Below are 12,912 nucleotides of genomic sequence, written 5' to 3'. Positions count from 1 at the left end.
GCGCGCCCGCCGCACCCTGTCCGTGCCCATGATCCTGCTCATCATCGCGGGCGGACTGGCACTGTTCTCGCTGGTCCGCGTGATCAGTGGCGCGAACGACCTCACCTCCGTGGGCCAGGTCCGCGGCGCCCTCCAGCTGGCGGTCCCGATCGGCCTCGCCGGACTCGGCGGCCTGTGGGCCGAGCGGGCGGGCGTCGTCAACATCGGCCTTGAGGGCATGATGATCCTCGGCACCTGGTTCGGTGCCTGGGCGGGCTTCCAGTGGGGGCCGTGGACCGGTGTCCTGGTGGGCATCGCGGGTGGCGCGCTCGGCGGTCTGCTGCACGCGATCATCACCGTCACGTTCAACGTCAACCACATCGTGTCCGGTGTGGCGATCAACATCCTCGCCCTGGGCGTCACCGCCTACCTGTCGAACTTCACGTTCGCCGAGGCCCCGGGCGGCTCGTCCAAGCAGTCCCCGCGCATCGACCAGATCACCGCCATCACCGTCCCGGGCCTGTCGGACTGGCTCGCCGACCTCCAGGCGAAGCACTGGTTCTTCGTCTCCGACCTGGCTGGCGTTCTCGGCGGCCTGGTCACCGACCTGTCGCTGCTGACGGTCGTCGCGCTGCTGCTCATCCCCGGCAGCTGGTGGGTCCTGTGGCGCACCGGCTTCGGTCTGCGGCTGCGTTCCTGCGGTGAGAACCCCGTCGCCGCCGAGTCCCTCGGCGTCAACGTCTACAAGTACAAGTACATCGCCGTCGTCATCTCCGGCGGCCTGGCCGGCCTCGGCGGCGCGTTCCTCGCCATCGTGTCCACCGGTCTCTACCAGGAGGGCCAGACCGGCGGCCGCGGCTACATCGGCCTCGCCGCGATGATCTTCGGTAACTGGATGCCCGGTGGAATGGCGCTCGGCGCCGGCCTCTTCGGCTTCACCGACAGCCTCAAGCTGCGCGGTGGCGCGGACAACGTCCTCGCCGTCCTGCTGCTGATCGCCTTCGTCATCTGGCTCGGCGTGCTGTGGCAGCTGTACCGGACGAAGGCCCGCGCGGCCCTGGCGGCGGTCGGCCTGACCACGGTTCTGATGGTCGTCTACGCCCTGAACCAGGTCTCCCAGCGTGCCAAGAAGCCGAGCGACTGGCTCTACGGCAGCTGGCTCGGGGAGTCGTACGTCGCGACGTCTCTGGCGGTGGTGGCCGGCCTGCTCGCCGCCGCGGTCCTTGCCGTGCTGCTGGGAGAGCGGGCCTGGAAGCCGGTGATCGCAGTCGTCACGGCCGCGGCCGTCCTCGTCTGCTACGTCGTCATCGACAAGATCCCGAGCCAGTTCGTGGACGCGGCCCCGTACGTCACCACTCTGCTGGTGCTTGCGGTGTCGGCACAGCGCCTGCGGATGCCCAAGGCCGACGGCATGCCGTACAAGAAGGGCCAGGGCAAGTGACCACCGCCGTCGACTGGGAGGCCCTGCGGGAGGCCGCACGGGATGCGATGTCCCACGCGTACGCCCCGTACTCGGGCTACCCGGTCGGCGCGGCCGCGCTGGTCGACGACGGCCGCACGGTCAGCGGCTGCAACGTCGAGAACGCGTCGTACGGGCTCTCGCTGTGCGCCGAGTGCGGTCTCGTCTCGCAGCTGCAGGCCACCGGCGGCGGCCGGCTCACGCACTTCACGTGCGTGGACGGGCACGGCGACATCCTGATGCCGTGCGGGCGCTGCCGCCAGCTGCTGTACGAGTTCGGCGGCCCCGGCCTGCTGCTGGAGACCGCGATCGGCGTCCTGCCGCTCTCCGAGATGCTTCCGCAGGCCTTCGGCCCGGAGAAGCTCGGCTAGGTCCTGGGCCCGCGGCCCTTCCGCACCCCCACGGCGGAGGGGCCGCGCTCTTTTCTCCCCTCTCTCCCTGCTGCCTTTGTGCCGGCGTTGTCGCCGCACCCTTTGCACGTGGTTCGTACCTGGAAGGACCCTGGAACACATGGACGTCATTTCCGTCATCCGCACCAAGCGGGACCGAGGCCGGCTGAGCGACGAGCAGATCGACTGGGTCATAGATGCCTACACCCGCGGCGAGGTCGCCGATGAGCAGATGTCGGCGCTGGCCATGGCCATCCTGCTGAACGGCATGAACCGCGCCGAGATCGCCCGCTGGACCGCCGCGATGATCGCGTCCGGCGAGCGCATGGACTTCTCCTCGCTGTCCCGCCCCACCGCCGACAAGCACTCCACGGGCGGCGTTGGCGACAAGATCACCCTGCCGCTGGCGCCCCTCGTGGCGGCCTGCGGCGCGGCCGTCCCGCAGCTGAGCGGCCGGGGCCTCGGCCACACCGGCGGCACCCTCGACAAGCTGGAGTCGATCCCCGGCTGGCGCGCCCTGCTGTCCAACGAGGAGATGCTCTCCGTACTGGACTCCACCGGCGCGGTGATCTGCGCGGCGGGCGACGGACTCGCCCCGGCCGACAAGAAGCTGTACGCGCTCAGGGACGTCACCGGCACCGTCGAGGCCATCCCGCTGATCGCCTCCTCGATCATGTCGAAGAAGATCGCCGAGGGTACGGGTTCGCTGGTCCTGGACGTCAAGGTCGGCTCCGGCGCCTTCATGAAGAACATCGAGGACGCGCGTGAACTCGCCTCCACGATGGTCGGGCTGGGCACGGACCACGGCGTGCGGACCGTCGCCCTGCTCACCGACATGTCGACCCCGCTCGGCCTCACCGCGGGCAACGCGCTCGAAGTCCGCGAGTCGGTCGAGGTCCTGGCGGGCGGCGGCCCGGCCGATGTCGTCGAGCTGACGCTCGCGCTCGCCCGCGAGATGCTCGACGCGGCCGGTATCAAGGACGCCGACCCGGCGAAGGCCCTCGCGGACGGCTCCGCGATGGACGTCTGGCGCCGCATGATCGCCGCCCAGGGCGGCGACCCGGACGCGACGCTGCCGGTCGCCCGGGAGCAGCACGTGGTGACGGCCCCGTCCTCGGGCGTCCTCACCCGCCTCGACGCCTACGCCGTCGGCGTCGCCGCCTGGCGCCTCGGCGCGGGCCGCGCCCGCAAGGAGGACCCGGTCCAGGCGGGCGCGGGCATCGAACTCCACGCCAAGCCGGGCGACACGGTCACGGCGGGCGCCCCGCTGCTGACGCTGCACACGGACACCCCGGAGAAGTTCGACTACGCGCTGAAGTCCCTGGAGGGCGCGTACGACATCGCGGCGGCGGGCACGGCGTTCGCCCCGGACCCGATCGTCCTGGACCGCATCGCCTGAGTCATATGCCAGTGGCCCTTTTGGGTGAACGGGACCGGTGGACCCCCGCCGGTCCCGTTCGGCATGCTGGACTCGGTGACGCACCGACAGAGGAGACCGCCATGAGCGCACTCACCGTCGAACCCCCGACGGCCCAGGGCCACGAGTGGGACGACGTTGTCCGGATCTGGGAGGAGACGGATGCACCTGACGGCTGCACGGTGGAGATCATCGAGGGGATCGTCACCGTGTCACCTACGCCCGCCAACAGCCACAACAGCCTCGCTGAACTGGTTCAGAGGCGCCTCTACACAGCGATCCCAGAAGACTGGGGCATCTACCAGACCCTCGCGGTCGAGATTCCCTCCCGTCTGGGGATGTTCATCCCGGATCTGCTCGTGGCCCCGAGGGCGGTCCTGAACGAGCCGGGCACCTGCATCCCAGCCGCAGCGGCCGAGCTGGTCGTCGAGATCACCTCGAAGTCCAACGCGAACCACGACCGGGTGGAAAAGCTGCACGGCTATGCGACGGCGGGTGTTCCGCTGTATCTCTTGCTCGACAGCTGGCATTCGGGGCGCCCCACCGCGACGCTGTACGGGGAGCCGAAGAACGCGATGTACCGCGTACTCGCCAACGTGAAGTTCGGCGAAGACATCACCCTCCCCGCGCCCTTCGACCTCACCATCGACACCAGCACGTTCCCCGTCGGCTGACTCGCCTCGCCCGGCTCCCGCCGTCCCAGCCGGACAGCGGCTTCCCGCGCCGCCGTGCGGCCCCCGTGTCCCCGGCCCCGTCGTCGTCGGTGCCGCAGCCCCGGCACCGCGAGCATGCGGGCGACGATCCTGGCCACGGGCGCCGTCGCGGGCCAGACGGTGCCCGGGTGCAGGATCGCCGACCACAGATGGCCATGAGCCTCCGCGACGGCCTGTTCCTCGCCGGCGAGGAGGGCCTTCACGTCGGGCCGCCGGACACGTGCCGGGCGAGCAGCCGGGGGAGTTCGCGCATGTCGTCGAAGACCACCGTGTCCGGCCCCGCCAGCCGCTCCGCCCGGGTCAGCCCTCCGCAGTAGCCGAAGGCGCGCATGCCCGCGGCGCGCGCCGCCCGGACGCCGTACGGGCTGTCCTCCACGACGGCGCAGCGTTCGGGCGGTACGCCCATCGTGGTGGCCGCGTGGAGGAAGAGGTCGGGCTCGGGCTTACCGCGCCGCACATCGGCGGCGCTGAAGATGCGGCCCTCGAAGCGCGCGAACAGTCCGGTCGTCGTGAGGCTGCGGCGGATGCCCTTGTGGCCGCCGTTCGACGCGAGGCAGTACGGGGTGTCGAGGGCGTCCAGCGCCTCGAAGATCCCCTCGACCGGGGTCAGTTCGGCATCGAAGGCCTCCTGGTAGAGACGGGCGTACGCCTTGAACCAGTCGCGCTTCAGCCGCCGGCCGAGCCGTTCCTCCACCGCCGCCGTGTAGGCCTCCGACGACGAGCCGACGAACCGTTCGATGATCTCCGCCTCGGTGAAGTGGCAGCCCAGCTCGGCGAAGACCCGCGCGTCCACCTTCACGGCTATCCGCTCGCTGTCCACCAGGACACCGTCGCAGTCGAAGATCACCAGATCGAAAGGATCACGAGTCATTCGGCGCAGCCTAGAGCCCTCATCGGCCGCACGGCCGATGAGTTCTTGTGGTGCTCGGGGTCCTTCTCCATATGGACAGCGCGCATCCGATCGTCATCGCCCTCATCGGCCGGGTCACCCCGGCCGATGTACCGCTGCTGTGCGCCCGATTGCAGGCACGGATCATCGGCGCCGCAGCCGCCGGCGACGTGATCTGCGACGCCGGCGGGCTCACCGGCGCCGACCTCACCACCGTCAACGCCATCGCCCGGCTACGGCTCACCGCCCGCCGCCTCGGCCGCGACCTACGACTGAGGGACGCCGGACCAGAGCTGACGCTGCTGCTGGAGCTCGTCGGCCTGGGCGACGACCTCGGTCACGGCGACCCCGTCCTCAGCCCTCCCCTGTGACCGCGCGGCGGCTCACGCCTTCTCCAGCCGGTCCGGCAGGTCGAACAGCGGGAACCACCGCTTGGTGTCCAGGAAGAAGTCCATCCCGCCGATCTTGCCGTCCGAGAGCTCCAGGACGATCAGCGCCCACGGCTCGTACCCCTCGCCGTCCTGGCTCGGGTGGTAGTGCGCGAAGGCCGGCGCGCCGTTCGCCATGGTCGGGACCAACTTCGAGCCGCGGCAGACCTCTCCGACGCCGAGCATCCAGCCCACGATGTCGTCGTGCCCGCGCAGCCACAGGTCGTACGGCGGCATGGACATGGTCGCGTCCTCGTGCAGCAGCGCGGTCAGCGCCTTCATGTCGTAGCCCTCGAAGGCCGCGACATAGCGCTCCAGCAGCTTCTGCTGCTCCTCGTCCAGCGGGTCCGCCGTGTCCGTCTTCGCGGGGTCCGACTCGGCGATCGTGGCGCGGGCGCGCTGGAGCGCGCTGTTGACCGAGGCGACCGAGGTGTCGAGCAGCTCGGCGACCTCGGCGGCCTTCCACGCCAGGACCTCGCGCAGGATCAGCACCGCCCGCTGCTTGGGCGGCAGATGCTGCAGCGCCGCGACGAACGCCAGCCGGATCGTCTCCCGCTCGACCGTCGTCTCGGCCGGGTCGGCCACGGACGGCAGCACCCGCCCGTCCGGCACCGGCTCCAGCCAGGTGATCTCCGGACGGGCGTTGAGCTGGGCCTGCGCCACCGGCGTGGCGGCGGTCAGGTCCATCGGGCGGGCCCGGCGGTTGCCCGCGTTCAGCATGTCCAGGCAGACGTTCGTCGCGATGCGGTACAGCCACGAGCGCAGGGACGACCTCCCCTCGAACTTCTCGAAGCTCCGCCAGGCACGCACCATCGTGTCCTGGACGGCGTCCTCCGCCTCGAAGGAGGAGCCCAGCATGCGGTAGCAGTAACCGGTCAGCTCCGTCCGGTAACCCTCCAGCCGGGAGTCGAGGTCCTGCGTCGTTGCCGTATCACTCATCGGGTCCACCCTGTCCGCGCACATCACTCCAAGGTGCCGGCGCCCGAAGCACCGGCGGAAGCACCAGCCCTTCGGACGCTACAGGAGGGCACCGACAACGCGGGTCAGGTTCCCGGCTTGCGGCCGTAGACGTACACGTCGTCCCCGTTGCGCAGCAGATTCCAGTACGCTTTCGCGTCCGCGGTCCGCATGTTGACGCAGCCGCCCGAGCCGGGCGGGTTGTACATCGACTTGCTGACCGAGTGGAACGCGATGCCGCCGTCGAAGAACTGCGAGTACGGCATCCGCACGTGGTAGAGCGTCGACCAGTGGTTGATGTTCCGGTAGTAGATCCGCTTCGAGCCGGTCCGGGTCTCCGCCCCGTCCCGCCCCGTGCGCACCGGCACCGGCCCGTACTTCAGCCGCGCCCCGTCCTGGATCCAGGTCAGCTGCCGGGTCAGGTCGACACAGGCGATGCGGCCCTTGTTGGTGGGGCACTTGCCGGCCTTGTTGGGGGTGCTGCCCGCCGCGCGCTGGGCCAGCATCGTGTTCATCGTGCGCCACGTGAGGGGTCCGGCGTAGCCGATCGTCGGAGTGATCCCGTGCGCGCTCTGGAACTTCTGGATCGCCTTGCAGTCGGCGGCCGACTGCCGCCCGTCGACCCGCAGGCCGAGAAATCGCTCGACCCGCGTCTGGTACGGCCCCGTCGACGTCGTGCAGGACGCCGCCTGCGCGGGTGCGGCGCCGAGCGCCAGCGTCAGTGGCACCACCATCCCCGTGATGCCGAGGGCGACACCGCCCCGTCTCCGTATCGTCCCGTTACCCGATCCTTTACGTGCCACGGTCACCAACTCCCCTGTGGGCGCTGTGCGGTTGCTCTGACCGTTGGACGCTCACAGGGGGGCCGTTGGTTGTAGGAAGTGGCCGTGGATTTCCGGAAATCTCGTCAGTGCTGGGCGATGTGCCGCGGGACGGGCTGCGTGACCGGCCGCGGGAGCGGCCGCCGCTCCTGCGCCCGCGCCGCGTACGACCCGTACAGCGTGACCGAGACGACGCCGAGGACGGCCAGCAGCCCCAGCAGCACCGTGCCCGCCCAGCCGCCCGCATGGAAGGCCACCGCGCCGAGCGTGCCGCCCGCGCTGCTGCCCAGGTAGTACGCCGACTGGTACAGCGCCGACGCCTGGGCCCGGCCGGTCTTCGCGGTACGGCTGACCGAGGAGGAGGCGACCGCGTGGCCCGCGAAGAAACCGGCCGTGATCAGCACCAGGCCGATCAGGACCGCGACCAGCGAATCCGCGAGGGAGAGCAGCAGGCCCGCCGCCGTCGTACCGACCGCGAGGTACAGCGCGCCGCGCCGGCCGAGGCGCCCGACGAGCCTTCCGGCCGCCGCGGAGGAGACCGTACCGACCAGATAGACCAGGAAGATCGAGCCGACGACGCCCTGGGGGAGCGAGAAGGGGGCCTCCACCAGGCGGTAGCCGATCACCGTGTAGACCGCGCCGAAGACGGTCATGAACAGCGCGCCGATCGCGTACAGCCGCATCAGCAGCGGGTCACTGAGATGACCCCGGACCGTCTTCGCCAGCGCGCGCGGGTTCAGCGAGCCGGGGGAGAAGTGCCGGGCGCGGGGGAGCAGCAGCCGGAAGACCACCGCGCACACCAGCGCCATCAGGCCGACCGCGCCGAGCGCCGCCCGCCAGCCCCACAGCTGGGCGACCCAGCCGGTGACGATCCGGCCGCTCATTCCGCCGATGCTGTTGCCCGCCACGAACAGACCGATCGCGGCGACCAGCGCCTTGGGCCGTACCTCCTCCGCCAGGTACGCCATCGCGGAGGCCGGCAGCCCGGCCAGCGCCGCGCCCTGCACCGCGCGCAGCGCGACGAGCCATTCGAGGTTCGGCGCGAGGGGCACCAGCAGGCCGACCGCGACCGCGACCACCAGCGACACGGTCATCATCCGGGCCCGGCCGAACCGCTCGGACAGGGCGCTCAGCGGCAGTACACACAGGGCCAGCGCGCCCGTCGCGGCGGAGACCGTCCAGCTGGCGGCGCTCGCGCTCACCCCGAAGTCGGCGGAGACGGCGGGCAGCAGGGCCTGGGTGGAGTAGAGGAGGGCGAAGGTCGCGACGCCCGCGGCGAAGAGCGCGAAGCTCATGCGGCGGTAACCGGGGAGGCCGGGGGCGAGCTGAGGGGACGGCGAAGTGAGGGCACCCACGGTGGTGGGCGCCTCGGTACTGGCGGAAGGCATGCCTCGACGGTAGGCACCCCCCTCTGATGCGTCCAATGCATGGAACGGCTTTAATCGTTCCCATGGTGCATGAACCCAGCTCACGGGCTCGCCTGTCACTGAACAGTTACGAAGAAGACATGCGGTTGCTGCTCGCGCCCCGCCTCGCGTACTTCGCCGGGGTCGCCCGCCACGAGCATGTGACCAGGGCCGCGCACGAGCTGGGCGTCCCCCAGTCGACGCTGTCGCGCGCCATGGTCCGGCTCGAAGAGGACCTGGGTGTCGCGCTGTTCACCCGCAAGGGCCGCAACGTCTCGCTGACCGCCGCGGGCCGCACCTTCCTGGCCTCGGTGGAGCGGGCGCTCACCGAGGTCGAGCGGGCGGCGGACGCCGTACGGGCCGACACCGACCCGTACGCGGGCAAGGTCGCGTTCGGCTTCCTGCACACGATGGGCTCCGAGACGGTACCCGAGCTCATCCGCGCCTTCCGCGTCGACCACCCGCGCGTGCGCTTCTCCCTCGTCCAGAACTACGGCGAGGCGATGATCGAGGGCCTGCGCGCCGGCGAGCTGGACCTGTGCCTCACCTCCCCGGTCCCGGACGCCCCCGACCTCGTGGCCCGCCGCCTCGACGAACAGCGCCTGCGCCTCGTGGTCCCCGACGACCACCGCCTCGCCACGCGCAAGCGCATCCGCCTGGCGGAGGCGGCCGACGAGACCTTCGTGACCCTGGAAACCGGCTACGGACTGCGCCGCATCACGGACGCCCTGTGCGCGGAGGCCGGATTCACCCCGCGCGTCGCCTTCGAGGGCGAGGAGGCCGAGACCCTGCGCGGCCTGGTCGCCGCGGGCCTCGGCGTCGCCCTGCTCCCGCCACCGGCGGTGCCGCGCCCGGGAGTCGTCGAACTGACGGTCACGGCCCCGCGCGCGGTGCGCGAGATCGGGGTGGCGTGGCTCGACGGGCATCCGGACACGGCGCCGGTGGCGCAGTTCAAGAAGTTCCTGCTGTCCCGGCGGGGGAATCTGCTGCCGGACTGAGGCGGCGGACCAGGCTTCCCCGGGTCACGCCGTACGCCGGCGCTGGACCGGGCTTCCCCGGGTCAGGCCGTACGCCAGCGCCGGACCGTGTCACCGTCCACGGTCAGCCATGTGCCGTCGCCCAGCGCCAGCGGATCGAAGCTGCTTGCTCCCGGGTAGTCCAGCTCGGCGACCGGCTGGAGCGTGTGGCCGTCGAGGATCAGGTGCCGGTTGTCCTCGGAGTCCTGGTCCTCGGCGATGGCGACCAGGACGCGGTCCGCGTCCAGGAATCCCGGGTGGTAGCCGACGAAGCAGAGGTCTTCGGGCAGGACATCCTCGGCGTGGGCGCTGACATCGGGCTGCCCGGCCTCGTACCGGCTCAGCCACTCTCCGCCCACGTCCAGCTTGAGGAACGCGCCGTTCAGGCTCAGCCCGGCGAAGGGCTCGTCCTCCAGGCCGACGGGCCGCACTCGTAGGACGTCGTTCTCCAGCGTGACCAGGAGGGAGTGGAACGTATCGCCCATCGCCGCGTTCAGGAAGATCTGCGTCGGGTCGGTGAGGGACTGCTGGAAGGAGTAGCCGGCGGACGCGGACGGCAGCAAGGTCGCGGCGACGCGCCGGTCGTCGGCCAGGTCGAGGGCGACGCAGAGGTCCCCGGGGTAGGGGCCTTCGGTCTCCAACAGGCCGGGCATCGTGACGAGGAGCCGACGCCCCGACGGATCGGCGACACAGGCACCCGAGGCGACGCGGTGGTCGAACCAGGGTTCGTGCTCGTATGTCCAGCGCACCCGGCCGTCCGCCTCGTACACGGTGACGATGCCGCTGCCGCTCACGGCGAGACCGCCGTCCGGCAGCGGAGAGGCGAAACCATGGCTCCGCCCGGGCTGCGGGGAGGGCCAGCGGCGCTGCCACGCGAAGACGCGGGAGGGATCCTCGTCGACGCGCCCGACCGTGATCTCACCCTTGGTGCCTGCCACCAGCCAGTTCGCGCGGTCGCGCGCCTGCCAGGCGTCGTGATGCCCGCGCCGTTCGCCGAAACCGGGGAGCGTTTCCTGAGCAAGGCACTCAGCGGCGAGGTGTGTGTATTCCATGTCCCTGCTCAGGCCGTCCCGCCGGCACTGCCGGACAGCTCAGCGTGACCGGTTGCCCGGAACTCGTGGCTGTCGGCGGGCAGCCCGTGGAAGAAGGCGGATTCGGCCTCGCCGGTCACCAGGAGGGACTCGAGGAAGGCGGCACAAGACGTGGGGTAGCGCTCCCAGGCGGGACCGCGTCCTTCGTGGATCATGACGAGCCAGCTGTCCGGCGCCTGCCCGGGGCGGACGAGCCAGTACAGCGTCTGGCCGTTCTCCGTGAGAGCCCACGCGATGACATCGCTCCCCTCCTCTTCCAGTTCTTCGGGGTGGGAGCCGCTGGCCTCCAGTTCCTCTCGACGGCCCCGATTCTCGATCAGGAGGTCGTAGTACTTGTTGGCGCAGCCAGGCTCGAGTACCCACACCGCGTTGTCGAACACGCCGCCGCCGAAGGTGTCGACGAGTTGCTTGTAGTCGGCCGGCAGTTCGGCCCCGAGAGCTGACTCGACCTCATGCCAGTTCTTGCGCTCGGGGGCAGCGAGTGGAGGGAAGTGCTGGGCGAGGCGTTCGACGTGCGGGTTCACGGATGGCTCTCATTCATGGAGTGGGCTGTTCATGCGTCATGCCCAGACCCATGAGCCCTGTCCGTGGAAGAGGATGCGGCACAAGGCGGCGCCGAGATGTCGCCCTGGAGCCTGGAACGGCTGCGCAATGCTGGTTCGGGCTTGGTGTTACTGGAAGCTGAGGCGGTGGGGGTGCCGGCGGTCGGTGGGGCAGGTGTGGATGCGCATGTAGCCGCGGCCGAGGTAGACGCCGGTCTGGTGGCTCGTCTTGGGGGGCCGACGCCACTCTCCGTCGAGAATGCGCCGCTCGCGCCGCACGTCGGTCAGCAGATGGCCGGTTCCCTTTTCGTGGACGGGCGGTGCATACCGGCCACGGCTCGTCGGCCGGCCACAGCATCGGCCCCGCCACCGAACTCTCCTCCGCCTTCGGGGACCCCTGGCGGCGGTGCAGCCGGGTGCTGGTACGCCGGTGGGCCGCGAGGGCCGGGAACAGGGCCTCGACGTCGATCGGTCGTTCTGGCGTGGCGCGGATCACGCGGTCCTCCCGTGTGGGTCGTCACGGACGCTGCACGGCGGTCCGGACGTCCGCGCATTGGTCACCGCCACCAGCCAGTTCGCGCGGTCGCGCGCCTGCCAGGCGTCGTGATGCCCGCACCGTTCGCCGAATCCGGGGAGTGGTTCCTGAGCGAGGAGGTCAACGGCCATCGGAGTCAGTCCCCGCGTGGCCCCCGGAAGTCCACCGAGGTGACGAGGGCGTAGTCGAAGTAGATCGGGTCCCCCTCCTCGTCCATCGGGTACTCGAAGCTGCTCTCGTTCGAGAGGATCACTTTGAGGTCGGGGAGGGTGTCCACGCCGTCGTCGTTCTGCTCGACCGTGTGGCCGCGTTCCTCAAGGCGCTCCAGCAGCTCTTCGCTGGGAGTCCGGAAGACGTCGAGCCCGTCCAGGACGACCGTCACATCCGCGTCCTCGACCCGGAACCGGTACACATGGATGTCGGTCAGCGCGCCCTTGGTGAAGCCGAGATTGAACTCCGTCTCGGACTCCGCGTGCTCGCAGAGCACCTGTCCGGGCGCGTCGCCGTAGTCAGGGTCGGACGGGGCGAAGCCCAGTTCGCGCGCGGCCCGGACCGCCTCGTCGGCCGACATGCCTAGCCTGAGCGTGGCAACCCCCACCGCCGGCAACAGCTCCAGAATCATCGTCCCCTTCCAACCCTCCGAGTACGTACCGCTGCCTACCGGCCCGGGCGAAGGCCGGAAGAGCTCCTCGCCCGGGGTCCGGAACACATCGGCACCGTCCAGCGGAAGACGTCGGGCCTTTCGAGGGTGCCCCACGCGCACTCTCCCAGTTGCAGAACCCGCTTCAGGTCACCGGACAGGCTCTGTCGTGACCAGGACGTAGTCGAAATACAAGGGATCACCCTCCGCGTCCTCGGGGTAGTCGAAGGAGCTGTTGTTGGCGAAGGACATCTTGAGCTCGGGAAGGGCGTGAATGCCAAAATCATCGTCGTAGACAACGGAATGTGCGCTTGCCTCCATTTGCGGCACCAGCTGCTCGCTGGGGGTGCGGAAGACATCCATTCCATCGAAGGTGACGTTGATATCGGCGTCCTCCACGCGGAAGCGCCACAGCTCGACGGCGGTTAGCGTCCCGTCCTGCGGGAAGGACAGAACGAATTGGAACGCGGAGTCGTCTAGGTTCACCACGTACTTCCCCGGCGGCCGCTCAGCTCCGGGCCGGTGACTGATCCGGCCCAGCCCTTCACCGAGCGCCATCGCTTCGTCGAAGGGCATACCGAACCGGAACGGCCCAACGCCGATGTGCGGCTGAATCTCAACATCCATGAT

The 12,912-nt window shown here is 70.2% G+C and carries 15 protein-coding genes; 6 read left to right on the top strand and 9 right to left on the bottom strand.

Annotated features, from left to right (window positions below):
• The first annotated feature begins 28 nt into the window (after positions 1-28).
• From ABT342_RS01795 to ABT342_RS01780, 4 genes are all read left to right on the top strand, one after another.
• On the top strand, positions 29-1,420 hold the full coding sequence (locus tag ABT342_RS01795; RefSeq protein WP_351566285.1) for an ABC transporter permease: 1,392 nt from the start codon (positions 29-31) through the stop codon (positions 1,418-1,420).
• Positions 1,417-1,809: a cytidine deaminase gene (locus tag ABT342_RS01790; protein ID WP_351565458.1), complete on the top strand. Its 393-nt coding sequence runs from the start codon at positions 1,417-1,419 to the stop codon at positions 1,807-1,809. Before ABT342_RS01795 ends, ABT342_RS01790 begins: the two co-directional genes overlap by 4 nt.
• Before the next feature lie 139 nt (positions 1,810-1,948).
• A complete protein-coding gene (locus tag ABT342_RS01785) occupies positions 1,949-3,226 on the top strand; it encodes a thymidine phosphorylase (protein WP_351565455.1) in 1,278 nt (425 codons plus the stop codon).
• A 101-nt stretch (positions 3,227-3,327) separates the two neighbouring features.
• The gene (locus ABT342_RS01780) at positions 3,328-3,918 is read left to right on the top strand and encodes a Uma2 family endonuclease (RefSeq protein WP_351565452.1); all 591 of its coding nucleotides are present in this window, start codon (positions 3,328-3,330) and stop codon (positions 3,916-3,918) included.
• A gap of 238 nt (positions 3,919-4,156) precedes the next feature.
• Here the strand turns inward: ABT342_RS01780 and ABT342_RS01775 are convergent, their stop codons facing one another.
• Positions 4,157-4,828, bottom strand: coding sequence for an HAD family hydrolase (locus ABT342_RS01775; RefSeq protein ID WP_351565449.1), 672 nt, complete (start codon positions 4,826-4,828; stop codon positions 4,157-4,159).
• A gap of 71 nt (positions 4,829-4,899) precedes the next feature.
• On the opposite strand from ABT342_RS01775, the gene ABT342_RS01770 reads away from it, so the two are divergent.
• Positions 4,900-5,217, top strand: a complete 318-nt coding sequence (locus tag ABT342_RS01770) for an STAS domain-containing protein (protein WP_351565446.1) — start codon at positions 4,900-4,902, stop codon at positions 5,215-5,217.
• 12 nt (positions 5,218-5,229) lie between these two features.
• Here the strand turns inward: ABT342_RS01770 and ABT342_RS01765 are convergent, their stop codons facing one another.
• The 3 genes from ABT342_RS01765 to ABT342_RS01755 all read right to left on the bottom strand — a co-directional run bounded on the left by ABT342_RS01765 (position 5,230) and on the right by ABT342_RS01755 (position 8,440).
• Complete coding sequence (locus ABT342_RS01765; protein WP_351565443.1) at positions 5,230-6,213, bottom strand: sigma-70 family RNA polymerase sigma factor; 984 nt, start codon at positions 6,211-6,213, stop codon at positions 5,230-5,232.
• A gap of 104 nt (positions 6,214-6,317) precedes the next feature.
• A complete protein-coding gene (locus tag ABT342_RS01760; protein WP_351565440.1) occupies positions 6,318-6,965 on the bottom strand; it encodes a L,D-transpeptidase family protein in 648 nt (215 codons plus the stop codon).
• A gap of 173 nt (positions 6,966-7,138) precedes the next feature.
• Complete coding sequence (locus ABT342_RS01755) at positions 7,139-8,440, bottom strand: MFS transporter (RefSeq protein ID WP_351565437.1); 1,302 nt, start codon at positions 8,438-8,440, stop codon at positions 7,139-7,141.
• Between the two features lie 62 nt (positions 8,441-8,502).
• Between ABT342_RS01755 and ABT342_RS01750 the strand changes: the two genes are divergently transcribed.
• Positions 8,503-9,456, top strand: a complete 954-nt coding sequence (locus ABT342_RS01750; protein WP_351565434.1) for a LysR family transcriptional regulator — start codon at positions 8,503-8,505, stop codon at positions 9,454-9,456.
• Between the two features lie 62 nt (positions 9,457-9,518).
• Here ABT342_RS01750 and ABT342_RS01745 read toward each other — a convergent pair whose 3' ends face one another.
• From ABT342_RS01745 to ABT342_RS01725, 5 genes are all read right to left on the bottom strand, one after another.
• Complete coding sequence (locus ABT342_RS01745; protein WP_351565431.1) at positions 9,519-10,526, bottom strand: hypothetical protein; 1,008 nt, start codon at positions 10,524-10,526, stop codon at positions 9,519-9,521.
• Positions 10,527-10,534: 8 nt separating this feature from the next.
• On the bottom strand, positions 10,535-11,089 hold the full coding sequence (locus ABT342_RS01740) for an SMI1/KNR4 family protein (protein ID WP_351565428.1): 555 nt from the start codon (positions 11,087-11,089) through the stop codon (positions 10,535-10,537).
• A 147-nt stretch (positions 11,090-11,236) separates the two neighbouring features.
• Positions 11,237-11,386: a hypothetical protein gene (locus ABT342_RS01735; RefSeq protein ID WP_351566349.1), complete on the bottom strand. Its 150-nt coding sequence runs from the start codon at positions 11,384-11,386 to the stop codon at positions 11,237-11,239.
• A 392-nt stretch (positions 11,387-11,778) separates the two neighbouring features.
• Positions 11,779-12,213, bottom strand: coding sequence for a hypothetical protein (locus tag ABT342_RS01730; protein WP_351565426.1), 435 nt, complete (start codon positions 12,211-12,213; stop codon positions 11,779-11,781).
• Positions 12,214-12,432: 219 nt separating this feature from the next.
• Positions 12,433-12,909 (bottom strand): hypothetical protein, encoded by a 477-nt coding sequence (locus ABT342_RS01725; RefSeq protein WP_351565424.1) that lies wholly within the window; start codon positions 12,907-12,909, stop codon positions 12,433-12,435.
• Positions 12,910-12,912: the final 3 nt, after the last annotated feature.

The organism is Streptomyces sp. NPDC000410 (assembly GCF_040300305.1).
Taxonomy (GTDB): domain Bacteria; phylum Actinomycetota; class Actinomycetes; order Streptomycetales; family Streptomycetaceae; genus Streptomyces.
This window is presented reverse-complemented; position numbering and strand designations above follow the sequence as displayed.